Annotated in this window: 26 protein-coding genes and 1 pseudogene; 6 read left to right on the plus strand and 21 right to left on the minus strand. The window is 59.6% G+C overall.

Annotation, left to right across the window (positions count from 1 at the left end):
• Positions 1-8: 8 nt before the first annotated feature.
• From ACSPX5_RS18305 to ACSPX5_RS18345, 9 genes are all read right to left on the minus strand, one after another.
• Positions 9-968: a diiron oxygenase gene (locus ACSPX5_RS18305; RefSeq protein WP_323161713.1), complete on the minus strand. Its 960-nt coding sequence runs from the start codon at positions 966-968 to the stop codon at positions 9-11.
• Positions 969-1,035: 67 nt separating this feature from the next.
• Positions 1,036-1,794 carry a TauD/TfdA family dioxygenase gene (locus ACSPX5_RS18310; RefSeq protein ID WP_439820043.1) on the minus strand — a complete coding sequence of 253 codons (759 nt, stop codon included), beginning with the start codon at positions 1,792-1,794 and terminating at the stop codon, positions 1,036-1,038.
• Positions 1,795-1,815: 21 nt separating this feature from the next.
• Entirely contained in the window at positions 1,816-2,688 is an 873-nt protein-coding gene (locus ACSPX5_RS18315; RefSeq protein WP_439820044.1) for a branched-chain amino acid aminotransferase, read from the minus strand.
• Positions 2,689-2,720: 32 nt separating this feature from the next.
• On the minus strand, positions 2,721-4,073 hold the full coding sequence (locus ACSPX5_RS18320; RefSeq protein WP_439820045.1) for a KamA family radical SAM protein: 1,353 nt from the start codon (positions 4,071-4,073) through the stop codon (positions 2,721-2,723).
• A 23-nt stretch (positions 4,074-4,096) separates the two neighbouring features.
• Positions 4,097-4,741: a glutathione transferase gene (gene yfcF, locus ACSPX5_RS18325; protein ID WP_439820046.1), complete on the minus strand. Its 645-nt coding sequence runs from the start codon at positions 4,739-4,741 to the stop codon at positions 4,097-4,099.
• Positions 4,742-4,956: 215 nt separating this feature from the next.
• Positions 4,957-5,442, minus strand: coding sequence for a cupin domain-containing protein (locus tag ACSPX5_RS18330; RefSeq protein ID WP_439820047.1), 486 nt, complete (start codon positions 5,440-5,442; stop codon positions 4,957-4,959).
• 78 nt (positions 5,443-5,520) lie between these two features.
• Positions 5,521-6,045 carry a RidA family protein gene (locus tag ACSPX5_RS18335; RefSeq protein WP_439822043.1) on the minus strand — a complete coding sequence of 175 codons (525 nt, stop codon included), beginning with the start codon at positions 6,043-6,045 and terminating at the stop codon, positions 5,521-5,523.
• Positions 6,046-6,050: 5 nt separating this feature from the next.
• Positions 6,051-7,319 carry a biotin carboxylase gene (locus tag ACSPX5_RS18340; RefSeq protein WP_323161707.1) on the minus strand — a complete coding sequence of 423 codons (1,269 nt, stop codon included), beginning with the start codon at positions 7,317-7,319 and terminating at the stop codon, positions 6,051-6,053.
• Between the two features lie 22 nt (positions 7,320-7,341).
• Complete coding sequence (locus tag ACSPX5_RS18345; protein WP_323161706.1) at positions 7,342-8,442, minus strand: hypothetical protein; 1,101 nt, start codon at positions 8,440-8,442, stop codon at positions 7,342-7,344.
• A gap of 123 nt (positions 8,443-8,565) precedes the next feature.
• Between ACSPX5_RS18345 and ACSPX5_RS18350 the strand changes: the two genes are divergently transcribed.
• Entirely contained in the window at positions 8,566-9,978 is a 1,413-nt protein-coding gene (locus ACSPX5_RS18350; RefSeq protein WP_169431834.1) for a PLP-dependent aminotransferase family protein, read from the plus strand.
• A 62-nt stretch (positions 9,979-10,040) separates the two neighbouring features.
• On the opposite strand, the gene cyoE is transcribed toward ACSPX5_RS18350, so the two are convergent.
• The 8 genes from cyoE to hmpA form a co-directional block, all read right to left on the minus strand.
• Positions 10,041-10,928, minus strand: a complete 888-nt coding sequence (gene cyoE, locus ACSPX5_RS18355; protein WP_085668163.1) for a heme o synthase — start codon at positions 10,926-10,928, stop codon at positions 10,041-10,043.
• 10 nt (positions 10,929-10,938) lie between these two features.
• Positions 10,939-11,274, minus strand: coding sequence for a cytochrome o ubiquinol oxidase subunit IV (gene cyoD / locus ACSPX5_RS18360; protein WP_007956718.1), 336 nt, complete (start codon positions 11,272-11,274; stop codon positions 10,939-10,941).
• Positions 11,274-11,900: a cytochrome o ubiquinol oxidase subunit III gene (locus tag ACSPX5_RS18365; protein ID WP_007956720.1), complete on the minus strand. Its 627-nt coding sequence runs from the start codon at positions 11,898-11,900 to the stop codon at positions 11,274-11,276. The genes cyoD and ACSPX5_RS18365 overlap by 1 nt, the downstream gene beginning before the upstream one ends.
• A gap of 3 nt (positions 11,901-11,903) precedes the next feature.
• Positions 11,904-13,934: a cytochrome o ubiquinol oxidase subunit I gene (gene cyoB, locus ACSPX5_RS18370; protein ID WP_169431836.1), complete on the minus strand. Its 2,031-nt coding sequence runs from the start codon at positions 13,932-13,934 to the stop codon at positions 11,904-11,906.
• Between the two features lie 3 nt (positions 13,935-13,937).
• Positions 13,938-14,879: a ubiquinol oxidase subunit II gene (cyoA, locus tag ACSPX5_RS18375; protein ID WP_011335843.1), complete on the minus strand. Its 942-nt coding sequence runs from the start codon at positions 14,877-14,879 to the stop codon at positions 13,938-13,940.
• Between the two features lie 823 nt (positions 14,880-15,702).
• Entirely contained in the window at positions 15,703-16,212 is a 510-nt protein-coding gene (locus tag ACSPX5_RS18380) for a disulfide bond formation protein B (protein WP_085709370.1), read from the minus strand.
• 25 nt (positions 16,213-16,237) lie between these two features.
• Positions 16,238-16,798, minus strand: coding sequence for an ester cyclase (locus tag ACSPX5_RS18385; RefSeq protein WP_439820048.1), 561 nt, complete (start codon positions 16,796-16,798; stop codon positions 16,238-16,240).
• A 217-nt stretch (positions 16,799-17,015) separates the two neighbouring features.
• On the minus strand, positions 17,016-18,197 hold the full coding sequence (gene hmpA / locus ACSPX5_RS18390) for an NO-inducible flavohemoprotein (RefSeq protein ID WP_439820049.1): 1,182 nt from the start codon (positions 18,195-18,197) through the stop codon (positions 17,016-17,018).
• A 163-nt stretch (positions 18,198-18,360) separates the two neighbouring features.
• Between hmpA and norR the strand changes: the two genes are divergently transcribed.
• The 5 genes from norR (at position 18,361) to ACSPX5_RS18415 (ending at position 22,861) form a co-directional block, all read left to right on the plus strand.
• A complete protein-coding gene (gene norR, locus ACSPX5_RS18395) occupies positions 18,361-19,917 on the plus strand; it encodes a nitric oxide reductase transcriptional regulator NorR (protein ID WP_439820050.1) in 1,557 nt (518 codons plus the stop codon).
• A gap of 338 nt (positions 19,918-20,255) precedes the next feature.
• On the plus strand, positions 20,256-21,158 hold the full coding sequence (locus ACSPX5_RS18400; protein ID WP_169431840.1) for a chemotaxis protein CheV: 903 nt from the start codon (positions 20,256-20,258) through the stop codon (positions 21,156-21,158).
• Positions 21,159-21,185: 27 nt separating this feature from the next.
• Positions 21,186-21,644, plus strand: a complete 459-nt coding sequence (locus ACSPX5_RS18405) for a GNAT family N-acetyltransferase (protein WP_439822044.1) — start codon at positions 21,186-21,188, stop codon at positions 21,642-21,644.
• A 62-nt stretch (positions 21,645-21,706) separates the two neighbouring features.
• Positions 21,707-22,024 (plus strand): hypothetical protein, encoded by a 318-nt coding sequence (locus tag ACSPX5_RS18410; RefSeq protein WP_439820051.1) that lies wholly within the window; start codon positions 21,707-21,709, stop codon positions 22,022-22,024.
• Positions 22,025-22,111: 87 nt separating this feature from the next.
• Positions 22,112-22,861 carry a YkgJ family cysteine cluster protein gene (locus ACSPX5_RS18415; RefSeq protein WP_439820052.1) on the plus strand — a complete coding sequence of 250 codons (750 nt, stop codon included), beginning with the start codon at positions 22,112-22,114 and terminating at the stop codon, positions 22,859-22,861.
• Here the strand turns inward: ACSPX5_RS18415 and ACSPX5_RS18420 are convergent.
• The 4 genes and pseudogenes from ACSPX5_RS18420 to ACSPX5_RS18435 all read right to left on the minus strand — a co-directional run bounded on the left by ACSPX5_RS18420 (position 22,831) and on the right by ACSPX5_RS18435 (position 25,320).
• Positions 22,831-23,922, minus strand: coding sequence for a methyl-accepting chemotaxis protein (locus ACSPX5_RS18420; RefSeq protein ID WP_439822045.1), 1,092 nt, complete (start codon positions 23,920-23,922; stop codon positions 22,831-22,833). The genes ACSPX5_RS18415 and ACSPX5_RS18420 overlap by 31 nt on opposite strands.
• 243 nt (positions 23,923-24,165) lie before the next feature.
• Positions 24,166-24,447: pseudogene (locus ACSPX5_RS18425) on the minus strand (PAS domain-containing protein); the annotation flags it as partial.
• 151 nt (positions 24,448-24,598) lie between these two features.
• Positions 24,599-24,826, minus strand: a complete 228-nt coding sequence (locus tag ACSPX5_RS18430) for a hypothetical protein (protein WP_169431844.1) — start codon at positions 24,824-24,826, stop codon at positions 24,599-24,601.
• A gap of 134 nt (positions 24,827-24,960) precedes the next feature.
• Positions 24,961-25,320, minus strand: coding sequence for a DUF6124 family protein (locus ACSPX5_RS18435; RefSeq protein WP_439820053.1), 360 nt, complete (start codon positions 25,318-25,320; stop codon positions 24,961-24,963).
• Positions 25,321-26,099: the final 779 nt, after the last annotated feature.

The raw sequence follows: 26,099 nt of genomic DNA on the forward strand, positions 1-26,099 counted from the left end.
CTCCCGATTCAGGCTGCCGCTTCGGATTTGAGCGTCGGGCGGAAATCAAAATCGATCTGCGCGCCGATTCCCAGATCTTCGGCCAGACGATGCAATCCGCTGTAGTCGCGCATGATGGTGGCGTTGCGATTGCTTTCACGGGTTTCGTCGATGATCTGCCTGGCTTGCTCAACACCGAGCTGACTCAGAATCGCCTCCCACATCGAGTAGTCCTGGGCCACGAATGCGCTCAATGCCTGGGACAGGGTGCGGGTGAAAAACGCTCGCTGTTCCGGCTGCATGTTGGCGTACATGACCTTGGCCACTTCGGCCAGCACCTTGCTGTGGGCATATTCATCCCGATTGTGCAGTTCGGCGACGAGTCGATTCTGCGGCTGGATGCTTTGGTCATCCGCCAGCAGGTCGAGGAAGGCGTTGACGCTGATTTCTGCCACGACAGCAAACGTGATTGCAGCCATGTCCCGCTGCCAGGGCTCACTCAGTTCCTGTTGCAAGGCCTTCAGCCGCAGATACGTGACCGACGGAGGCAGGTCAAGCATCGCCCCCAGTTTGCGTTCGGCGCGGGTACGCTCCACAGCGCGCAGGTGCATCAGCGTGTGGTAGTGCTCGTCGATCAGTGCCTGCTGCATGGCCTCGCGAAAATGCCAGTCGTCCGGACCGAGGTACTGGTTGGCAATGACGCTCAATGCCGGGTTTACCACCAGTTCTTCGGCAGTGACGGTGCGCAGGTTATAGCCAATCCACCCCCAGGTGAGCACGCTGCTCTTGAGTTCTTCACTGAGCGCCTGAAACGCCGGGTGATGGAAGAACGGCACCAGCCGCTCGGGGTAATCAGCACGGGTCGGGTCGAACGCCTCGCTGACATCCGCCTTTGCCGGCGAACACACCGTAGCCCGTTTGCTCCAGGCCTGATTCAGACGGATCACCAGTTGATGATCGACAGAGACGATCTCGATTGCAGTTTCCATGACGCGATACCTGTAGGACGCGTACCTGTTGCCAGGTACGTCAATGAAATTAAGAAAGTCGCAAAACTCAACCCAGCCAGTAGCGAACAAGGTGTCGCGCCGGATCGCTGTAGCGGCTGCGAGCATGGATCATTCGCCAGTTGTCCCAGATCAGCATGTGCCCGTCAGGGATAAGCACCGGGGTGTTGTGTTCAAGAAAGTACGCCTCGCCCAAACGGGCAAAACGGGCCAGCGGGCTATCGCTGTTGGCGATCTGTGATTGCTCCAGTGCTTGTTTCGAAGGGTTCACATCGCCGTAATTAAACTGGTTGTAGCTGAAACGAAAGACGTCGCCCTTCTCGGCCGGCGTGAGGATGTACTCCAGCACACGGCGCTGCCCTGGCTCACCGGGCTTGGCGGTGGCGACAAACTCCACCGGAGTATCGTGAATCCACTCGCGCAACTCTGGGTCGTCCTGCTCCAGTGATTGGAGAAACTCGAGACCATCCACCAGCCCCGTATGCCCGCCACCACAAGTGGCCTGGCGCAGACAATGCAGCGCGAGGTAGCGCGGCGGCGGACCATAGACCGGCGCCTCGGTGTGCGGGCCGATGCCATTCATGCTTTGCGAATAAGGCAGGTCCTCATAACCCGGCTTGCGGGTGATGGCGAACGCCGTTTGCCCGTTGAACTGCGGAATGATCGGGCCGAACGCCTGCAAAACGCCCTCGACATCGTGCGCAAATTCGTTGGGGGTGAGCACCGTCCAGCCGCGTATGGCCAACTCTTCTTGACGAAGGTCCAGCGAAGCGTGAGTGGCGGGCACAGCAAATCCTTGGTCTGACATGGTGGCAGTCCTTTTTCCGGTTCAGGCGTTAACGGTTGAGGTGTAGGCCGCAATCAGTTCGCGGCATGCGGCGCCAGGTTCGAAGCGTTGTTGGTCGATGCTTTGCACGGGGGTAATTTCAGCGGCGGTGCCGGTGAGAAAACACTCATCGAACTCGCCCAGCTCCGAGGGCACGATCGTTCGTTCGATGACCTGATAATCCAATGCCCGCGCCAGTTCGATCACGGTCTGGCGAGTGATGCCATTGAGGAAACAATCGGCCGTTGGCGTGTACAGCGTCCGGCCTTTGACGAAGAACACGTTGGCGCTGGTCGCCTCCGCAACATGCCCACGCCAGTCAAGCATCAGTGCATCGTGATAACCGCTGTTCTCTGCATCGTGCTTGCTCAATGTCGCGATCTGATAGTGCCCGGACGCCTTGGCCTGGAACGGGCTGGTGTCCGGTGGCGGCCGACGCCACAGTGCAGTCTTCAAACGGATGCCAGCCATGCGTGCCGCCGGATCGAAATAGCTCGGCCATTGCCAACAGGCAATCGCCACATGGATCCGGTTGAAACGTGCGGACGTGGAAATCATCTCGCTGCCGCGCCACGCCACCGGACGCAGATAGCCGTCGATGACCGAGTTGCGCCGCAGCAACTCATGACTGGCGTCTTCCAGTGCCTGCGGCGTAAAGGGAATCGTGAAATCCATCCATTGCGCCGAGCGATACAAACGCTCTGTGTGCTCACGCAGCTTGAATACTTTTCCCCCATAGACTCTCTCGCCTTCATACACGGTGCTGGCGTAATGCAGCCCGTGACTGAGCACATGCAACCGTGCCTGCGACCACTCGACGAACTCGCCGTCAAGCCAGATCACGCCTTCGCGCTGATCAAATGGAATTGCGCTCATGTCCCTTCTTCTCCCTTTGACAATCAATCGTCCTAAGCGGTTTGCAGCAGCACCGGTATCAATTCAGGCGTGATCGCCGCTTCGGTCTGAAAGAAAAAACTCCGCTCGCCGAACGCCGGTCTCAGCTCGTCAAACCACGTGGCGTGGGGATCGAATGCGGCATAAAACGTGCGCAGCACCCACTGCGGGTTGCGGGCCTGGAGAAACTGCAACACGAAGACCTTTTCCCCGGCGACGGTTTCGATTCCGTTGATCAGGACCTTGCCGTAAAACGTGCTCATCGATGGCCCACGCACAGTGCGCGCCAGACCCGAGACCGTGCGATAGGCTGCCTGAAAGATCTCGAACGCCCGGGCCAGCGGCATTGCGAAGTAGTGGCTCGGCCCGGTATCGCGTTCGACGAACATGTAGTAGGGAATCGCCCCCAACCGCACGCCCTCCGTCCACAGTGCCGCCCAGTCCGCCGGCGCTTCATTGATATGGCGGATCACTGGAGCCTGCATGCGCAGGGTTGCGCCGCTTGCTCGAATATTCGCCACAGCCTGTCGGGCGATGTCCTGACGGATTTCCACCGGATGGTTGTAGTGCCCCATGATCGACAGGTTCTTGCCGGCGGCCACAATCCGCTCGAACAGTGCCAGCAACTGCGGCGCGTCCTTGTCGCTGACGAACCGCTGCGGCCAGTACGCCACCGATTTGGTGCCGATGCGGATGCTCTTCAGATGCGCCAGTTCCAGCAGCGGTTCGATGTAGGACGCCAGTGAGCGGGTATTCATGATCATCGGATCGCCACCCGTGATCAGCACATCGGTGACCTCGGTGTGCAGCGTCAGATAATTCACCAGCTCCTGGGATTCCCGGGCGTTGAACTTGAGTTCTTCTTCACCGATGAACTGCGCCCAGCGGAAACAGAACGTGCAGTAGGCGTGACACGTCTGACCGGCGCCGGGGAAAAACAGAACCGTCTCGCGGTACTTGTGCTGAATGCCCGGCAGGATTTTTCCGTCGAGGCTGGCGCCATTGTGTGTCAGCTGTCCCGCAGGATGCGGATTCATTCGCCGCCAGATCCCTTCGATGCAGCGCTTGATCGCGATGGAATCATCCTGCTCGATCAACCGTTTCAACGTGTCGTATTCGTGAGCCAGCAGCATGTCTCGATGCGGAAAGGTCATGCGAAAGATCGGGTCGTCGGGAATGTTGTCCCAATCGATCAGCGTGCCCAGCACATAGTCGTTGGTGCGAAACGGCATGACCCGCGCCACCACGTCCATGGCTTCCTGCAACGCCGGCGTCAGCCTTTGCCAGTACGACGTGTCGCGAATGCTGCGTGAGTTGTAGGGTTTGTAGCGTTCAAATTGCGACGGTCCTTGTTCGAATCCCTGCATGGCGATACTCCTGGGCGCGATGATCAGGCTTGCAGCGGTGCGACGCGCGGCTGATCCAGCCACGCTTGCACGCTGTCACGCTGCCATTGGCGGCGTACGTATTCGGCAAGCCGCTCGGGCAACGGATCACCATTGGCCAGCAGCCGGTTGAGCATGATCGCCAGGTCGATATCAGCGATGCACCATTCGTCAAACAGGTACTCGCTCCCTGTCTTCAGCAAAGTCTGGGCAACGAACAAGAGGCGTTGCACAGCGCTCCGGGCGTCGGGGGACAATGGCGTATCACGCGGTCCGAAGTAGATGAGGTCTGCCGGACGCTCCTTGCGGATGACCAGCAAATCACTGCGCAGCCAGGCTTGCAGCTGTCGGGCCCGGGCACGATGGTGGATGTTCTGTGGCAGCAGCTTCGGATGGCCGGGGGCGATCTCGTCGAGGTATTCGACGATGGCGGACGATTCCGACAGGGCGAAGTTTTCATGAACCAGTGTGGGAATCTTGCAGGTCAGCGAAAGATCTCGGTAAGCCGACTGGTAGTTCTCTCCCGACTTCAGATCAACACTCACAAGTTCAAAGGAAAGTTGTTTTTCCTTGAGCCCGACAAAGGCCGACATCGCAAACGCGCTGATGAAATCCGCACCGATATACAACTTCAATCTTGAACTATTCACGCATGCGCTCCCCTATATAAACGCGCTCGATCGCACCACTAAAAGCGGGCGCTTCGTTAATATCGAACGTCTTGCAACCAATCCTAATTAGTTGCCAGGAGGCTGAATAGATACAGAAATGCCTTGTTTGCATCGATACAGAAAACGCGCGCAAAGGCTCAAACTCCAGACAAAAAAAAGGGAGCCATTGGCTCCCTCGCAATTGCAATCCGGTATCAGGCCGGGGTGGTGATCAGCCCGTGACTGTCGGCAAAGTTGGACAACAATGCCATCTGCGGCATGTTACTCAGATTCAGCATCGCCAGGGGTTCCTCCCCCTCGACATTGTCGAAGCCGTGGGTGTTCCAGGCAGGCACCAGCAACACATCGCCCGGTCCAACGGCCACTGGCGCGGCATCGCCGAGGGTCAGGTAACCGCGGCCGGACTGAATGATGAACAGGTGCCACCAGGCATGGGCATGCCCCTTCAACTGGACGCCAGGGTTCAGCCATTGCATCGCCATGGCCATGCCGGGTGCCACCTCGCAACCAGCCGTATCCGCTGCCGATGTGAGCGCCACGATATCCACATCCTCACTCGCCAGGGCCTGGCGCTCGTTCGTCAGTTGCGTGCGGGTCCAGACTTTCGGACTGAGCATTTGATGATGAAGACTTCTTCTAAAGTCTTTGTAAGAAAAAAAATCGCCACGGATATCGTTCATCAACTCCTGCCTTCCATCCCTAAAAGTCGCGCCACATTAGTTCAGAGCAACGCCACTGTAAAGTTGCGACGACACAACTTATAACGCGGTTGGACGCAATGCTACGATCATGTCCACTTCAATCGCCGCATTCTTTGGAAGTTGATAAACGCCCACGGTTGTCCGTGTATGTTTACCTGAATCGCCGAGTACATGACTGAAGACATCGGAGGCGCCATTGGCAACTTCGCTCAGGTCGACAAAGTCCGCCGTGGACTTGACGTAGACCGTCACTTTCACCAGCGACTTGATTTTGTCCAGTGAGCCAATCGCATCAACGATCAGGGCCAGGCAACGCATGGCACTGATACTCGCTGCCGCCTGGGCCTGGCTCATATCCAGTTCAACGCCGACACGCCCGGGATACTGAATCTTGCCATTCATGCGCGGCACCATACCGCTTACATACAGCTCATCCTGATGACGCACGAGCGGTACGTAATGGCCTCCGGCAGCGTTTTCACCATAGATGTCATAGCCCAATTCCCGGGCCAGTCTGATGAAGCGCTCATCACACGTCTCTTTCTCCACAGCGTCACCCTCTGACTCATTACTACGAAAAATGCGTTTCAACCCGCCATTGCCAGCGCCGTGACCTCAACCTGCACCTCGACGGCTTCGGCCAGTCGCTGCAAGTCGTCACTGAGTTGTGTGTAGTCACTGTTGAACAAAATGATGTGACCGATGAAGGCAGTGTTGTCCTTCACCTGCGCCGTCACAGAGTCGCCGACCTTGCGGGCATACACCGCCTCGATCAGCTCGATCCCGAGGCTGCGGGCCAGTGCATGGATATCCGGCATCGAGCGCAGGATGCCGTCGCGCGGCGCGCGCAACAGGCGGATTGCGCAATGACCACGGGCCACTGGCGCATGAGGGGCAACCTGACCTTCGACGGCCCAGCGCACCCAACGCTCCCACGGATCGAAATCACTGAAGGCATGACGCGCCAGATCCCAGATGTGCATGCCGCCGGGGCGCATGTTGGTTTCCACCGCCGAACTGAAACCATCGCGACGCAGGAACACCTCGTTGTGCCAGGCACCGTTGTCGGTCGACACCAGATCCGCCATGTGCTTTCCGGCAGCGATCAGGCGCGTGTGCAACTGATTCGCCAGCGGCGCGGGTACCACTTGCTGGATCTCGGCACGATAAGCACCTTCGGTGGTCGTTTTCTCGGTGATCCAGGTGCTCCCGGCGACGTTGTCCCAGCTGTATTCACGTGCGCCCTCGATCAGTTCTTCGAGAACGATCCCGCCATCGCGATAGGGTTTGAGGGCCTGCCATGCCTCCTCACACTCGGATGGATGATGGATCACCCGGCAACCACGGCTCGCACCTTCACAGGCGGGTTTGATGAACGCCTTGCCGCCCAGCGAGACGACCCGCTCACGCAGTTGCGCGAGGTTTTCAATACGAGTCGAGGCAACCGGGCGATAGTCTGCCGGAGCAGCATCGGCGGCGGCTTCGAGGCCACGAAAAATCTGTTTATCGAGTCCCGCCCGCGCCTGTGCTGCGGTAATGCCGGGCAATCCGAATCGCTGCGCCAGTGCAGCGCCGAGCAAGACGCCGCGATCGGAAAACGGCAGCACACCGAGCAACTTCCAGCGATCTGCACTGAGGCAGCCGCTCACCAGTTCCACGGAATCGGACAAGTCTTTTTCGGCAAAGGACGTGGTGCAGACGTGATCGGCAACCCGGTGATCATCCTTGTGTATCTGCTCGACCAGAAGCACCAGTCGCGCGTTGTACAGACGATGGCTCAGATCGCGCAGTTTCTGGATATCGTTGATCCGGTTGCCGTTGTAACCGACCACCACCAGACAAGACGTCGTACTCATAACCCCTCCTGCGTTCCGTGAATCATTCGTGCAGCGCGGCGTTGGACCGGCGAACCATCCAATACCAGGCCAGAATCCCGCCGGCTCCGATCAGCGCCAGCAATACCGCGTTGAACGGCGCCGGTACCACACGCATGACCAGTACCGTGAGGCCTGCGCCGACACCCAGCGAGACTTCCTTGACGAACATGTTGTTCTGCTTGACCGAGAAGTAGTCGAGGTAGCTGAACGCGCACTCGGCCACCGACAGCAGCGCCACCCAGACAAGGGCTCCGAGCAGTGTTTCGACATGGAACAGCGCGGGCGAGGAAAGCACGGCAAAGCCACCGGCGATGATCGCGATCACGGTCAGCACCTTGAAGCGCCCGGTGCGCTCGATCAGCTTCATCACGGGCATCTGTGCAAACACCACCACCGCACTGTTCAGGATCAGCATCAGGCCGTACCAGGCTGGCAGCTCACCGGTCTCAAGCAGGATGGCTTGCGGCAGGATCGAAAATACCCCGAACAACTTGATACCCATGATGATCCCAGCGACCACCCAAGGCAGCTTGTTGCGCCAGCCGCTGCCCTCATGCGTCACCGCAGGTGCGACGCCTGGCGCGGTGGTGAACGTGGCACCGAAGGCAATCGGCAGGCACAGCAACACGAATGCGGCCGCCCCCAGGAAAAACGTCGTCGGGGTCAGCAGCGGCGAGAGCAGGATCAGCCCTGCCACCAGACTGCCCATGTTCATCGCCACCCGGTTATAGGCCGCACCTTCTTTGGTCTGCGCCGCTTCACTCTTGATCAGATAGCCGGCAATGGCGATTCCGTAGGCGAACAGCGCTGCGGCAAACATCACCACACCTTGTTGACTGGTCAGTGCCAGCAGCACCAGCCCGAGACCGGCGCACAGCAGCGTCACGCTCAGCGAGCGCCGTCCCAGAATCAGCAAGGTCAGCGGCAGCAACAGCAGCAGGGCGCGATAGCCCAGTGCCAGAATGCTGTTGGTGGCGGTATCGAGCCAGACATTGGCCTTGCCCAGCACCGCGAACAGCGAGACAGCGGTGATCATGCGGATCACGAACAACCGCACGTTAATGACCGGTTTGGCGACTGCAACCGTTGTTTCAATACTCATTGAAAGCCCCTGACCAGCAAACGTCGGAAAGTCTGTCAGGCGATGGTAGAGACGCAGGTCACTTTCGGTCAGAGCAAGTTCGTATAGAATCCAACGAAGTTTACTGCTGGGGAGACCAGTAAAATGCAGGTTCAACGCGCCGTGATCGCCGCGATCGAATTCCAGCCGGGTGCACCACTGGTGCAACAGATCGTCGATCAGTTGTCCCGCGCAATCAGCAGCGGCGCTCTGCCACACGGTGCCCGATTGCCCCCGATTCGTGAGCTTTCAGAGCTGATGAATGTCGGCAAATCCACGGTGGTCGATGCCCTTGACCGCTTGCGGGCCAAGGGCCAGGTTGTGTCGCGTCAAGGCTCCGGGCACTACGTGCACCGTTCGAGCAGTTCGCAGCCCGGCAGTCGCGGCCCTGATCTGCTGCCCCAGGACACTCTCAGCGTCGTTCGCCGCGCCTTGTTGCTGGACAACGGCGCATTGCGCCCGGGCTGCGGTTTCCTGCCCTCGTCCTGGCTGCCTGCCGAAGAACTGCTCAAGGCCGTACGCGGTACTTTGCGCGCCACCACCCTGCGTATGGGTGAATACGGCGTTGCCGGCGGCTACCTGCCCTTGCGTCAGGCATTGCGGGTAAAACTGGCGAGCTTCGGCATCGAGGCGCCGGTGGAGCAGATCATCACGACGGCCAATACCATGCAGGCGATTGACCTGCTGATGCGCCTGCTGATCAAACCCGGCGATACGGTACTGCTCGATGATCCCTGTTACTTCAACATGCACGCCAATCTGGCATTGCACGGCGCCAGGGTCATTACCATTGCCCGCGATTGCGACGGCATGGATCTGGAAGCCTTCGAACAACTGCTGATCGCCCATCGACCGGTGCTGTACATGACCAACAGCACCCTGCACAACCCGACCGGTCACTCCTTCTCCCCGGCACAGGTCTATCGTTTGCTGGAGTTGAGCCATCGTTATGGCTTCCACCTGGTCGAGGACGATTTGTACTGCGATATCCAGCAGCGCCGCACCCCGCGACTGGCGGCGAGCGGACTGGACAACGTCAGTTACGTTTCCGGTTTCTCGAAAACCCTGACCGCCAACAGCCGGGTCAGTTATGCGGTGCTGTCAGCACCACTCGCTGCACGGATGATTGCGCTGAAAATGGCCTGCGGCGGCGTCACCTCCGAACTGGCCGAGCAGATTACCTGCACCATGCTCAGCGATGGCAGCTACGCCAGACACACGCGGCGCACGGTAGATCGCCTTTATGAATCCAACAGCCGGGTCGCCGGCTGGCTGGTCGAAGCGGGTTGTTCGGTGTCATCGCTACCGGGGGAGGGTCTGTTCATCTGGACGCGTCTGCCCGAGGGCAAACATGCCGAAACGCTCGCCCGCCGGGGTCTGGAAAATGATCTGGTGCTGGCACCGGGCACCCTGCTGAGCAAAGCGGCGGATGCCGACAACTATCTGCGCTTCAACGTCGCACACAGTGATCACGTGCAAGTGCGTGAACGGTTCCTGCGCTTGCTCGACGAGAAATAACGATCAATAAAAAACCCCGCTCATCTCTCGATGAACGGGGTTTTTCGTACAACGTTCGAACCTTACGGTGCGTACGTCAGCAGCAGCTCGGTCGGCACCTTGAAGTCCAGGGACATCATGACGCTCAACGCGGTGATGGTGAAGATCGAGAACACGAACAGCTTGCGTGCCCAGACCGTGTCATCCACCGCCTTGTAGCCGGTCCAGGCCATGTACAGCCAGTACATGCCCATGGCCGCGGCGACGGCGAGGTAGCTCATGCCGGCGTAGCCGCTGAAGGTCAGCATCAGGGTCGCCACGAGGAACGCCAGGATGTAGAGCAGGATGTGCTTCTTGGCTACCTGGATCCCGCGCTTCACTGGCAGCACCGGAATCGACGCGGCCAGGTAATCGTTGAAGCGGAAGATCGCGATAGCGTAGGAATGCGGCATCTGCCACAGGCTGAACATTACCAGCAGGGTCAGCGCGGCCATGTCGAAACTGTTGGTCACGGCCACGTAACCGATCACCGGCGGCATGGCGCCCGACAGACTGCCCACCAGCGTGCCGTGAACCGACTTGCGCTTGAGGTACAGGCTGTAGAAGCCGACGTAGATGATGAAGCCGATCACGGCGAACAGGGCAGCCAACGGGTTGGCCACCTTGTACAGCAACGCAACGCCGGCGACACCCAGGACGGTCGCATAGACCAGGGCCAGTTTCAGGGAGATCAGGCCCTGGACCAGCACCCGGTTCTTGGTGCGTTCCATCTTCAGGTCGATGTCGCGGTCGATGCAGTTGTTGAACACGCAACCGGAGGCCACAACCAGGGAAGTGCCGATCATGGCGGCCAGGAACACCGCCAGATCGACATGCCCTTTCGAGGCCAGGAAGAACCCGCCTGCCACAGAAAGCACGTTACCGAAAATGATCCCCGGTTTGGTGATTTGGATAAAGTGCTTGAGCGACATCGGGTTTACCTCACTTCGCCATCATGTAGGTGTGGATGCTGAACATGATCCACAACGACAGACCGACCAGCAGCACGATCACGATGGCCGTAAAGACGAACGCAATCACGTTGTTACGCTGGGCAATGGAACGGTCCAGGTGCAGGAAGTAATACAGGTGAACGATCACCTGGATGACTGCGAACAGCAGGACGATTGCCAGCGTGGTGGACTTCGGCAGGGTCGGGAACATCACCAGGCCGAACGGGATGACGGTCAGGATCACCGACAGGATGAAGCCGATGGCGTACGACTTTACGCTGCCGTGGCCAGCATCATGGCTGTCATGGGAGTGTGCATTAGCCATTACAGGGTCCCCATCAGGTAAACAACGGTGAATACGCAGATCCACACCACGTCCAGGAAGTGCCAGAACAGGCTCAGGCAGCTCAGACGGGTCTTGTTGGTCGCCGTCAGGCCGTGCTTGTTGACCTGGTACATCATGATGCCCATCCAGATCAGACCCGCAGACACGTGCAGACCGTGGGTACCGACCAGGGTGAAGAACGCCGACAGGAAGCCCGAACGGCTAGGACCGAAGCCCTCGGAGATCAGCAGGTGGAACTCGTTGATCTCCATGGCGATGAAGCCTGCGCCGAGCAGGAAGGTCATGAACAACCAGCCCAGAACCTGCTGCTTTTTACCTTTGTACAACGCCAGCATGGCGAAGCCGTAGGTGATCGAGCTGAACAGCAGCAGAGCGGTTTCGCCCAGCACGTATGGCAGTTCGAAGATGTCGTGGCCCGACGGGCCACCGGCGACGTTGTTTACCAGTACCGCGTACACCGCGAAGATCGACGCAAACAGAATGCAGTCGGTCATCAGGTAGAGCCAGAAACCGTATACGGTCATCTCGCCCGAGTCGTGGTGATGGTCATCGTGCCCATGGTCATGGCCATGGGCGTGTCCAGCATTGGTCACTAAGTTCGACATTGTTTAAGCCTGTTCCAACTTGGTTTCAACACGGGTCGCGGAAGCAGGGATCTTCCCGGCCGCTACCAGACGCTTGTGCTGCTCGGCTTCGATGCGCTCGATCGTTTCAACCGGAACCATGTAGCCCTGGTCGTCACGTGCAGCGTGGATCACGAAGTAGATGACAGTGCCGGCCAGGCTGGCGATCGCCAACCACCAGATGTGCCAGATCATCGCGAAACCGAACACGGTCAGCAGTGCGCCCATCACCACGCCAGTGGCGGTGTTGTTCGGCATGTGGATCGGTTCGTACTTGGCCGGAGCCTGGTACGCAGTACCGTTTTCCTTGGCTTCGGTGAACGGGTCGATGCAGTCAGCCTTTGGCAGTACAGCGAAGTTGTAGAACGGAGGTGGCGACGAGGTCGACCATTCCAGGGTATGGGCATTCCACGGGTCACCGTGTTCGCACATGTTTTCCGGTTTGTTGCGGTCACGTACCGATACATACAGCTGGATCAGCTGGCAGGCGATACCCACAGCGATCAGGATCGCACCGAACATGGCAACGTACAGGTACGGTACCCACTCAGGGTTGGTGGTGGCGTTCAGACGACGGGTCATGCCCATGAAGCCCAGAGCGTAGAGCGGCATGAACGCAACGAAGAAGCCCGAGATCCAGAACCAGAACGCTGCTTTACCCCAGCCTTCGTGCAGCTTGAAGCCGAACGCTTTCGGGAAGTAGAAGCCGAAGCCTGCGATGTAGCCGAATACCGCGCCGCCGATGATCACGTTGTGGAAGTGCGCGATCACGAACAGGCTGTTGTGCAGAACGAAGTCAGCACCCGGGATGGCCAGCAGTACGCCGGTCATGCCGCCGATGGCGAAGGTCACCATGAAGCCCAGGGTCCACAGAACCTGGCTGGTGAAGCGCAGACGGCCCTGGTAGATGGTGAACAGCCAGTTGAACAGTTTCACACCCGTCGGGATGGAAATCAGCATCGTCGCCAGACCGAAGAAGGCGTTGACGCTGGCACCCGACCCCATGGTGAAGAAGTGGTGCAGCCAAACCATGAAGCCCAGTACCGAGATCGCGCCCGAAGCGTAGATCATCGAGTGATGGCCGAACAGTTTCTTGCCGGTGAAGGCCGAGATGACTTCCGAGAAAATGCCGAATGCCGGCAGGATCAGGATGTAAACCTCAGGGTGGCCCCATGCCCAGAACAGGTTGACGTACATCATTGGATTGCCACCAAGTTCATTGGTGAAAATGTGGAAATCCATGTAACGGTCAAGGGTCAGCAGTGCCAGGGTAGCGGTCAGGATCGGGAACGAAGCCACGATCAGAACGTTTGCCCAGGTGCAGGTCCAGGTGAAGATCGGCATGTCCATCAGTTTCATGCCAGGGGTACGCATTTTCAGCACGGTCGCGAGGAAGTTGACCCCGGTTAACGTTGTACCCAGACCCGATAGCTGTAGCGCCCAGATGTAGTAGTCCATCCCCACGCCAGGGCTGTATTGCAGACCCGACAGCGGTGGATAGGCAACCCAGCCGGTCTTGGCGAATTCGCCGACGCCCAGGGACAGGTTGATCAGCACGACGCCGGACACCAGCAGCCAGAAGCTCAGGGAGTTCAGGAACGGGAACGCAACGTCACGGGCGCCGATCTGCAGCGGCACTGCAAGGTTCATCAGGCCGGTGAAGAATGGCATCGCCATGAAGATGATCATGATCACACCGTGAGCGGTGAAGATCTGGTCATAGTGTTCAGGTGGCAGGTAGCCAGGCGAACCCTCGGTGGCCATGGCCAGCTGGGTACGCATCATGATGGCGTCGGCAAAGCCACGCAGCAGCATGACCATGGCAACGATGATGTACATCACGCCGATTTTCTTGTGGTCGACCGACGTCAGCCACTCGGTCCACAAGTAAGTCCACTTCTTGAAGTAGGTGATTGCAGCGAACAACGCCAGACCACCGAGCGCGATCATCGAGATGGTGACCATCACGATCGGCTCGTGGAAAGGGATCGCTTCCCAACTTAATTTACCAAACATCGTTTACTCCTCTGCCCCGGCAGCTGAATGCGAATTCGAGTCCATATCCGTTGCCGCCACTTCTTTCTCTTTCTTCTCGTGCTTCAGCGGCTTGCCCGGTTTCATGCCTTCGTACTTGTCGACGATGGTCTGGAACAGGTTCGGCGTGACCGAGGAGTAGAGCTCGACTGGATTGTTCTGGCTTGGCTTGGCAAGGGCTGCGTATTCAGCGGCTTCAAGCTGTTTAGGTGCCTTTTTGACTTCACTTACCCAGGCGTCGAAATCTTCCTGAGAAGTTGCGATCGCTTTGAATTTCATACCGGTGAAACCAGCGCCGCTGTAGTTGGCGGAGATACCGTCCATTTCAGCGTTGCGGTCAGCGATCAGGTGCAGCTTGGTGGTCATGCCCGCCATCGCATAGATCTGGCCGCCCAGGCCCGGGATGAAGAACGAGTTCATCACCGCATCCGAAGTGATCCGGAAGTTAACCGGGGTGTGCGCCGGGAATACGATCTTGTTGACCGTGGCGATGCCTTGTTCCGGGTAGATGAACAGCCACTTCCAGTCCAGCGCGACCACTTCGATGGTCACAGGCTTGACGTCGGATTCGATCGGACGATACGGATCCAGCGAGTGGGTCGACTTGTAGGTGATGTAACCCAGGGCAATGATGATCAGGACCGGAATGGTCCAGACTGCCACTTCGATTTTGGTCGAGTGCGACCATTTCGGGGTGTAGACGGCGTTCTTGTTGGAGGCGCGGTACTTCCAGGCGAACAGGAAGGTCATGACGATGACCGGCACAACGACCAACAGCATCAGCAGCGTAGCGGTGATGATCAGGTTGCGCTGTTCCAGGCCGACCTGGCCCGTTGGATTGAGCAAGGTCATGTTGCAGCCTCCCAGCAACAACGTGCCGAGCAGCGGCACTAGGCCTAGTAATCTGGGGTACCTGTTTTTACTCATCTCACGACCTCTAAAGCAGCTTGCGCAATGCAGTTGGGTTTTGATCGCCAACACTTCACCCTGCCAAGGGTTGGCATTTTCTTTGGATTGAATAAGGGCCGCCCGTCGCGCGTCAGACGCTCGACAAATCCTGGGACAGCGGTCAGTTCTTATTCGAATTCGTGGTCAAAGGCCTTGTTACAGACCAATTCCATTTGGTGCGGAAAGTTGGAAGGCACCGACACCTGGGTGTCTCGCAAGCCTTTCGGCCCCTCGACACCCGACTTCCTGCTCAGTTCCTTATAAAGGTTGAACAGTGCCGGGAATTCAGTGCGGGCGATTGTAGATAGGTAGCGCCCTATACACCATGTCTTATCCCGAAATAATTTTTATCGCTCAGAGCAACAATCCATCACCGTTTTTGCAAAAGTGACCCATGCTATCGAAATCGATTCTCAACAAAAACACCAAAAAATGTAGGTGTACCTGACTCGGATCAGACAGTTCCGAAGACTTTTTCCGACACCGTGAAGCGCTTAAACCCCGATAACCCAAGGGCTTTGGCCAATTGCCACAGGTTGTTAAAACTGCCTGTTTCGGCACAAGCGTCCCAAAGCCGAAAACCCCTGAAACAGACCAATCCTTTTTTGTAACAACAGTCCAATCCGGGCCCGCGAAAGGCACTGCGACATGGCGCGTGTGACAACATGTCGCACACCTGTCGCACGCTCCCTTGCCGTTCGTCACGACGTTTTCACAAAGACCCTGAAATGCAAAACGCCCCGATTTGCGTCACTGCAAATCGAGGCGTTTGTGTTATCGGCACAGGGGCCGAAAAGTTGATTCAACGCAATGCTTTTCGGTTGCGCGAGGTCAACAGCGGCACCAGGATCACCACCAGCACGAAGGCCACGAGTGCCCACTGCGCCAGCGACAGACCGAGGATCGGCGGGTACGGCGTCGAGCAGAAACCATCGACCTGGAAGCCCAGCGGGAAGATCTTCGCCAGCGGCAGATCATCGACAATCGGCTGCAGTACATCGATGCCGCAACTCACCGCCGGGTAGAACTGGGTGTACACGTGATGCCCGGCGACACCGGCCCCGGCGATCGCACAGATCACCACCAGCACCTCGAACACGGTGATGCTGCGGCGGGTGCGCATGGCCGCGCCGATGAACGCGAACAGCGCGATCAACAGCAATGCATAGCGCTGCAGGATGCACAGCGGGCATGGCGCCTCGCCCAGCACGATCTGCATGTACAGCGCGCCACCGATCAGTGCCAGACAGATGACGCCCAGCAACACCAGATAGCGCCGCTCACGCCCCAATCGAATCGTTTCCTCGCTCATCGCGTTTCCCTTTCATGTCCATGGTTCAGCTGGCCGGCGGCTGCGCTTGCAGTTGCGCCATCAGGCTGATGTTGTCTTCGATATGCCAATTGGCCGCGATGCGACCGTTGTCGATCTGATAGATATCGGTTGCCCGGAAGTCTACACGCTGCCCCTGCCCTTTGAGAGCCTTGAACGTACCGGTGAAATGCCCGCGAAAGTGCAGATGCACCACCACGCGGTCGCCGGCAACGATCATTTGTTCGATCTCGCAGCTCAGGTCCGGCACCGCCGTGCGAAAGAACTTCGACGCCAGCAGCGGCCCGGTCGGCCCTTGCACCCGGCCTTCCGGCGGGGTCTTGTCGACAAACTGCGGCGACAGGGCGGCGGTGGCCAACGCCTCTTCGCCCGTGTTCCAGAAACTGCCGTAACGCCGCGCCGCCAGCTCCATCGCATCACGCTGGGCCTTGGGCAGGCTCTGATCGACGATCAGGGTCTGGGGTTCGATCAAGGCGGATTCGGCGAACGCGAACGGACTGGACAGCAAGGCAACCGACAGGCCCAACGCGGCCAGGCTGAAACGACGGGAAGAGGCGAAGTGCGACATGGGGGCGATCCTGATCATGTAAACGAACGAGCGCCTATCATCAGCATCGGGGAATAAACGATAAACCGGTTAAGAAACGATTAACCTTTAAACAGAATTTAAGAATCAGGACCGTGTAACGGCCAATCGCTGGCAAGCCAGCTCCCACAAGGATCGCGTCGAACTCAAATCCTGTGGGAGCGGGCTTGCTCGCGAATGAGGGCGACCCGGTTCCGGATTACTCCAAAGCAGCAGCCGGCCCGAAAAACTCATAACGGCTCTGCTTCTCCGGCACGCCCAGCGCCTTCAGATGACGCTTGATTGCCCCCATGAAGCCTTTCGGACCGAGGAAATAGGCGTCCACATCACGCTGCGCCGGCAACCACTCGCCCAATTGCTCCTGGCTCAGCAGGCCGACCTTGTCCGCCGCCGGGCTCACGCCGTCATCTTCGGCGTAGCAATAGAAGCGCTTGAGCTGCGGATGACGCTCGGCCAGACCGTCGATCCAGTCACGGAACGCATGCACGCTGCCATTGCGCGCGCAGTGAATGAAGTGCACCGGACGCTCGGTTTGCAGTGCCGCTTCCAGCATCGCCAGGGTCGGAGTGATGCCGACGCCGCCGCTGATCAGCACCAGAGGTTTGTCGCTGGCAGCTAGAGTGAACTCGCCCGATGGCGGAAACAGCTGAATGCTGGAACCGACGTGCAGTTGATCGTGCAGGTGATTGGAGGCTCGGCCGCCCGGTTCACGCTTGACGCTGATGCGGTACTGGCCTTTGTTGGCCAGGGCCGACAGCGAATAGTTGCGGCGGATTTCTTCGCCGTCGAGGATCAGCTTCATGCCGATGTACTGACCCGGCTCGGCGGCGAGGATCGGGCCCTTGTCTGCTGGCTCGAAGTAGAACGAAATGATTTCCGCACTCTCCTCGACCCTGGCCGCGACGATGAACTCCCGCGCCCCGCGCCAGCCGCCGACGGCTTGCTCTTTCTGGTCATAAATGGCGGTTTCGGCGCCGATCAGGATCTCGGCCAATTGACCGTAGGCCGCGCCCCAGGCGCTCATCACTTCAGGCGTGGCAATTTCATCGCCCAGCACTTCGGAGATGGCGCGCAGCAGGCAGGTGCCGACGATCGGGTAGTGCTCTGGCAGAATCTGCAATGCTACGTGCTTGTTGATGATCTTCGCCACCAGGTCGCCCAACTGGTCGAGTTGATCGATGTGACGGGCGTACATCAACACGCCGTTGGCCAGGGCGCGGGGCTGGTCACCGCTGGCCTGGTGGGCCTGGTTGAACAGCGGGCGGACTTGCGGGTACTCGGAGAGCATCATCCGGTAGAAATGGGTGATCAGCGCTTCACCGCCGCTTTCCAGCAGAGGCACGGTGGACTTGATGATGGCACGATCCTGGACGCTAAGCATAAGAGTGACTCCTGAGCTTTCTCTAAAAGTGCCTTGTTCACTCCAGTATTCATGCCAACTATTTTTTCCATACAATTCAACAACTTGAAAATTGTGTAGTCAGATCGACACAAGCCCCTCTATAGTCGCTTCGACTACAACGTGTCTCTTTGACTACAAGCCCATGTCCGCCAAATCATTGCTCACCGCCCTGCTCCCACTGGTCTCGGACCTGTCCCGCGAACTACCTGAAGGCGAGCGCTATCGACGCCTGCTCGAAGCCATGCGCGCCTTGCTGCCCTGCGATGCCGCCGCCCTGCTGCGCCTCGACGGTGAATGGCTGGTGCCGCTGGCCGTCGACGGCTTGAGCACCGACACCCTCGGTCGCCGCTTCAAGGTCAGCGAACACCCGCGCTTTGAAGTGCTGCTGGCCGGCGAAGGGCCGACCCGTTTCGCCGCCGACAGCGATCTGCCCGATCCGTACGACGGACTGGTCGACGGCCTCGACGATCATCTTGAAGTTCACGATTGCCTCGGCTGTCCGTTGTTCGTCGATGAAAAGCTCTGGGGCCTGATCACCCTCGACGCCCTCGATCCGGAGCGCTTCGAACCGATCGAACTCGATGCCCTGCAAGCCTTCGCCAGCCTCGCCTCGGCCACGGTCAACGCCGCCGAACGCATCGAACGTCTGGCGATTCGCGCCGAAGACGAACACCAGCGCGCCGAGGTCTATCGCCAGGCCAGCGGCCAGCAGAACCGCGAAATGATCGGCCAGAGCAAAGCGCATAAACGACTGGTGGAAGAAATCAATCTGGTCGGCGGCAGCGACCTGACCGTGTTGATCACCGGCGAAACCGGAGTCGGCAAGGAGCTGGTGGCCCAGGCCATTCACGCCGCTTCCAAGCGTGCCGAGAAACCGATCATCAGCCTCAACTGCGCGGCCCTGCCGGACACGCTGGTGGAAAGCGAACTGTTCGGCCACGTGCGCGGCGCCTTCACTGGCGCTACCAGCGATCGACGCGGCAAATTCGAACTGGCCAATGGCGGCACGCTGTTTCTCGATGAAGTCGGCGAGTTGTCGCTGACCGTCCAGGCCAAGCTGTTGCGGGTGTTGCAGAGCGGCCAGTTACAACGTCTGGGGTCGGACAAGGAGCATCAGGTCGACGTGCGCCTGATCGCGGCGACCAACCGCGACCTGGCCGAAGAAGTGCGCAGCGGCCGCTACCGCGCCGACTTTTACCATCGCCTCAGCGTCTACCCGTTGCGGGTGCCGGCGCTGCGTGACCGGGGTCGTGATGTGTTGCTGCTCAGCGGCTATTTTCTGGAACAGAACCGCTCACGCATGGGCCTCAACAGCCTGCGCCTGAACAGCGACGCCCAGGAAGCGCTGCTGACCTACACCTGGCCGGGCAACGTGCGGGAACTGGAACACCTGATCGGACGCAGCGCGCTGAAAGCGCTGGGCAACTGCAAGGTGCGGCCGAAGATTCTCAGCTTGAGCGCGATGGACCTCGATCTGCCGCGCGAGGTTGTGGATAACTCGCCGGCGCCGTCCGAAACGACTGCCGCCCTGCCATTGATCAGCGGTGACCTGCGTGCAGCCACCGAGCAGTATCAGCGGCAGTTGATCAGCGCAGCGCTTGAGCGTAACCGGGACAACTGGGCCAGTGCCGCACGTGAGCTGGGGCTGGACCGGGCGAATCTGGGGCGGATGGCGAAGCGGTTGGGGATGAAAAGCTGAAATGCTTATTCAAGATCAAAAGCACCCTCATCGGAACGCCGCCCGCCCAGCCCTCTCCCGGAGGGAGAGGGAGCCGATTGGGGATGATTCAGAGCTACACCGACCTGAAAGTGCATTGTTGAATCCATAATCGACTCGGTGGTTCAGGTCGATGTCAGACGCCAGACACCTCGGTCGGCCCCCTCTCCCTCCGGGAGAGGGCTGGGGTGAGGGGCTCTGGATCTCGACGCCACCCGACAACTAACCTAAAGCCCACCCCTTTGACGCCGATAACCCGGCATCAATAGTTTCTGGCGATTTCCAACCTCGCCCACCACCTTTCTCCACAGAAGGTTTTTATGTCTTCCAACAAAGCCCGCGCAGATTCACTTTCGCTTCTGCTGTTTACCTTGCGCAGCGGCAAGCTGATGGCGATCAACCTGCTGAAGGTCAGTGAAATCATCCCCTGCCCGCCGCTGACCAAGCTGCCGGAGTCGCACCCGCACGTCAAAGGCATCGCCACTCTGCGCGGCGCTTCACTGTCGGTGATCGACCTGAGCCGCGCCATCGGTGAGCGACCGCTGGAAGACCCGAACGGCGGCTGCCTGATCGTCACCGACGTCAGCCGTTCGAAACAGGGCCTGCATGTGCAGGCGGTGAGCAAGATCGTGCATTGCCTGACCACCGACATCAAACCGCCGCCGTTCGGCTCCGGCGGCTCCCGCGCCTACATTACCGGCGTGACTTCGGTGGACGGCACGCTGGTGCAGGTGCTGGACATCGAAAAAGTCATCCACGGCATCGCCCCGGCGCAGATCGAAATGGCCCCGACCGAGCTGAGCATGGAAGACGCCGAAGTGCTGGGCAACGCACGGATCCTGGTGGTCGACGACAGCCAGGTGGCGCTGCAGCAATCGGTGCACACCCTGCGCAACCTCGGCCTGCAATGCCACACCGCTCGCAGCGCCAAGGAAGCCATCGACTGCCTGCTGGACCTGCAAGGCACGGCGCAGCAGATCAACCTGATCGTCTCCGACATCGAAATGTCCGAGATGGACGGCTACGCCTTCACCCGTACCCTGCGCGAGACCCCGGACTTCGCCCACCTCTACGTACTGCTGCACACCTCGCTGGACAGCGCGATGAACAGCGAAAAAGCCCGACTCGCCGGGGCCAACGGCGTGTTGACCAAGTTCTCCTCGCCCGAGCTGACCCACTGCCTGATCGAAGCGGCCAAACACGTCGCCGCCCAGGGCTACTGAGCCTTGAGCGAGACGTTCTGCTTTCTGATGCGGCGCGACCTGAGCCAGGACGTGCCGGCCATCGAATGGCCGAACGGCATCGAACTCACGACCTACAGCGCCGAACGCGCACCCGCCGTGCATGAACTGATGCAAATCGGTTACCGCGAAGGCGGCGGTCGGGTGCCGGCGCTGGACGTCTGGCAACAGCAGTTTGAAAACGATCCGGAATACGATCCGGCACTGTGTTTCATCGCCAGTGATACCGAAGGCGTCATCGGCGTGGCGCAATGCTGGACCAGTTCCTACATCAAGAATCTGGTGGTGCATCCTCGGGCGCAAGGTCGGGGATTGGGCCGGGCGTTGCTGCTTCATGCGTTCAAGGCGTTTCGGGATCGACGTGAAGGGTTTGTCGATCTGAAGGTGCTGGAAGACAACCAGCGAGCGCAGCGTTTGTATGAAAGGTCTGGAATGTATGTGGTTCGCCGGGAATGGGTGCCGGACTGACAAACTAAAATCCTGCGGCATACTCCAACCTTGGCGATCACCCCTCCAAGGATGCCCGAACCATGAAACGCCTCGCCCTCTCCGTGCTTTGCCTCATCGCCCCGTTCGCCCACGCCTCCAGCCCCGACGCCTGGGCGGCCTACGACAAAACCGTGCTCGCCAGTTGCACCAAGGCCAGCGGCCTGAAAAACGCCAAACCGGTCGGCAACGCCGCGCAATTCGATGACCGGGTCGGCTATACCGCGCTGTTGCTGCAAGGCCAGTACCCGCAAAAACACATGAAAGGCCAGCAAGGCACCGAGTTGTGCCTGTACAACAAGAAGTCGAAAACCGCGTACGTCACCGAATGGGACTCGATCCGCCCGAACGCCAAGCCCTGAGCGAATGGCGCACAACTTGCTTCACTCCGGACCTGTACGGCGGCTTTATGTCGCCGATTCACACCCTGATTGAAGATTGCCCGCTCAATGAATACGACCTTTTCCTGCGTAGGTTGCGGCAAATGCTGCACCGATCACCATGTGCCCCTGACCCTGGCCGAAGCCCGCATGTGGGCGGCCGACGGCGGTCAGGTGATCGTGCTGGTGGAGGCGTTTCTCGCCAACGGTCTGGGTCTGCCGGAACAGCAGCGCGAGCATGCGCAGCGCCGTTCGGCGGTGGTGCGCAGCGGAATGTCCGACGCCCATGTGGCGATCACTTTTGCCGCCTACAACGTCGGCCCCTGCCGGAATCTTGACGAAGACAAGCTGTGCCGTATCTACGAACGCCGGCCGCTGGTGTGCCGCATCTATCCCGCCGAAATCAATCCGCACATTCCGTTGAATCCTGCGGCCAAGGACTGCCCGCCGGAGTCCTGGGAGCAGGGGCCGGACCTGATCGTCGGTGGTGAACTGGTGGATCAGGAACTGGTGACGCTGATCCAGCGCTCCCGTCAGGCCGATCGGGATGACATCCAGACCAAGGACGCGATCTGCGGCTTGCTCGGCATCCGCACCACCGCGCTCAAGGGCGACGGGTTTACCGCGTACCTGCCGGACATGGGCGCGTTTGCCTCGGTGATCGATCAGGTCACGGCGCAGCCATTGAGCGAAGTTTCCAGTGAATGGCTGTTTCATGTCTCCGGTGACGACATTGCCGGGCAAGTGCGGGCGGCCGGGGCACAAGTGGTGTCCGAACCGCCGCAGACCTACGCGTTCATATCGTTGCGAGCGGCCTGAGCGCCCTGCCGCCGCCCCCAGAACTCCCGCGCCAGCGAACGCAAATCCCCCGCCAGCCCCGCCACATCCTGTGAGTTGAGCTGGCTCTGGCGCCCCTCATCCACCGTCAGTTCGCAGGCCGTACGAATACTGACGATGTTGCGGTTGATGTCCTCGCTCACCGCGCTCTGCTCTTCAACGGCTGCAGCGATTTGCAGACTCATCTCGGTAATCTGCTCGACCCGCCCGCTGATCCCGTCGAGTGCCCGGGCCGCACGCTGGGCCTGTTCGACGCTGTTATCCACATGCTCGCTGCTCTGCTGCATCACCAGCACCGCATCCCGCGCGCCGTTTTGCAGGGTGCTGATCATCCGTTGAATTTCATTGGTCGACTGCTGAGTGCGCTGGGCCAGACCGCGCACCTCATCGGCGACCACCGCAAACCCGCGCCCGGCATCCCCGGCCCGCGCCGCTTCGATCGCCGCGTTAAGTGCCAGCAGATTGGTCTGCTCGGCGATGCTGCGAATCACCTCCAGCACCCCGGAAATCTCGCTGCTGTGGCCTTCGAGCTGATGGATGACCTCGGTCGCCCGCCCCAACTCTTCGGCCAGCCGCAACACCGCACTGCGACTCTCGCCGACCAACAAATGCCCTTCACGGGTTTCCGTTCCCGCCATATCGGCCGCCACCGACGCCTGCTGCGCATGGCTGGCGACTTCGGCCACACTGGCCGCCATCTGATGAATCGCCGCCGCCACCTGATCGGTTTCCGCCTGCTGCGCCAGCGTACTGGTGTGACTGCTGTGCAAATGATCCACAAGCTGCGCCGCATGCCCGGCCAGCCGTTGCGAGGCATCACCGATCCGCCCGACCACCGCACCGACCTGGGCTTCGAGCATCTGCAACGCAAACTCGATCTGCCCGAACTGATCCCGCCGCCCGGTATAAATGCCCTGACTCAACGGGTTGTCGGCAATCAGCCGCGCACGCTCGGTCAGACGCTCCAGCGGCCGCAACAACCAACCCACGCCCAAGGCACACGCGCCGCTGCCGACCACCAGCGCAGCAGCTTCGATGCCCATGGACTCCGGCCGCAGCCAGGCTTCAATCCCCAGTACCACCGCCAGCACCGAACTGGTCAACGCCATGATCTTCGCCCGCAAACTCAGCACTGGCAGCCGCTGCCACCGCGCCATCCGCCCCTCGCGCAACTGCGCATACGTCCGCTCCGCTGCGGCGATCTGCCGGGCATCCGGCCGTGTACGCACCGACTGAAACTCCACCGCCGCACCGTTCTGCGTGACCGGCGTGACATAGGCACTGACCCAATAGTGATCACCGTTCTTGCAACGATTCTTCACCAGCCCCATCCACGACCGTCCACGCTTGAGCGTCTGCCACATATGGGCAAACGCCTGCGCCGGCATGTCCGGATGACGCAACAGGTTGTGCGGCGCACCCAGCAGCTCGTCGCGGCTGTAACCGCTGATCTTGATGAAATCGTCGTTGGCGTAGGTGATCGCGCTGGTCAGATCGGTGGTCGAGAGAATATTCGCATCCGGCGCAACATCGACATTGCGCCCGGTCACCGGGAGATTGATCTTCATGGAAAGCGCGCTCGTTTTATTGGAAAGAGTCGGCAGGGCTGCTGACTCTAAGCGCACTCACTGGTTAAACGTTGATCTGGCTCAGGAACTGAGCAATTAGCCATCACTGTGACCGAAAATCACAGACGATGGCTGCAGGAGGGAGGTGGAATCAGCGCTTGCCCATCGAACGACGCGTGCCCGATGGCGCCACACCCGGAATCTTGGCGTGACGATCACCGTCCTTGCCCTTGAACTGCGGCAGTTTCGCCGCTTTGGCAGCCGCCAGCTCACCTGGCTTGAACGGAAACTTGAACGCAGGAATGGTCGGCTTGGATTCACCGGCCTCGGCCAGCTCTGCCGGGACATCGCTCACAGCGTTGTCGATTGGGGAAGTCATGAAAGCTCCGCGAAGCAAAAAGTCCGGCCCGGTGGACGAGCCGCGAAAGCGCGCAGTATACCTGCGCGCGTGGACTTTAAAGAGCCCCAAAACGGCTACGACCGGTGCCTTTTGGGGACTGCGCGACTAACGGATCACGTCTGCGGATCAACCCGATCCAGCGCCCGATTCACCGCCAGCTCGGCCAGCATAATGATCTGCTGAATGCCCAACGCCGTACTACGCTGCGGGCCGGAAAGCTCATTGGCGAAATTGCTGGCAATGGTACTGGCCGAGGCCAGGGATTCGCAGGCATTGGCCAACAGGCTTTCGGTGTCGACGTTGGGAGTGACGCTGTACATCGTGCTCGGGCACGGCTTGGTGGGGTTGGGGCAGAGGTAGTAGTCGAGGGCGCGTTTGATGGCTTCGCGGTTACGGGCGAGGTCTTCGGCGCGCATGGCCTCTTCGAGGGGGGTGGGTGATTCGAGGGGTGGGTCGGGTATCAGTTTGTCCATGAAAAACTCCTACTTGGCTATGGAGCCATCCCTTGTCGTTTCCACACGACAAAAGGTGGCAACTGTACGCAGGGTGGAAAACCGATAAGTAGGCAACCGGCCAGACCGAAGTCTGCCTGCGCACAGCCGCCGCGACGCAGTTTGCAGACGAAAGAAGACATCGGCAACGATTACGGGGAGATGCTTTGCAACTACTTGAAATCAGGTTTCCACGCCTGTTCGCTGAATTGGCAGCGACAGCCAAAGACTAGAGAGCGTGCTTCCGACGGACAACCTGAAAACCTTGTGGGAAGGATCCGGTGTAGTTGTTGAAATTTAAACAACCTCAAAAGCTCCCCTCACCCTAGCCCTCTCCCGGAGGGAGAGGGAACTGACGGTGTTGTTTATACGGAATACACCGACCTGAATCACCGAGCTGAACTCCAGTTTTGAGCAGCACCGCACTACGCTCTTCACCACTCAAAACGATGAGCGTTAGCTCGAGTACCGCTTTTGACGTGCCGGCCCCATCGGCAGGCTGAGTGGAGGGATTTATCCGGGGGTGGGAGCGAAGCGACCGTGCGGCGAAGCCGCATGCATCGAGAGGAGGTGCAGCGAAGCAAACCGTAGGCGATGCCCCCGGATGAATCCCGGAACGAAGGAACACCGAGCCAAAGCGAGGTGCCGTACGCCGGGACCCAGCGTTTTGCTTACTTTTGGGCGTCTGCAAAAGTGAGCCGCTGTAAGAGCGGAACCGCCAGCGGCAACACCCGCAGAAACGGATATTCACAAAGAACACC

The organism is Pseudomonas sp. HLG18, assembly GCF_051903985.1.
Lineage (GTDB): Bacteria > Pseudomonadota > Gammaproteobacteria > Pseudomonadales > Pseudomonadaceae > Aquipseudomonas > Aquipseudomonas fluorescens_BT.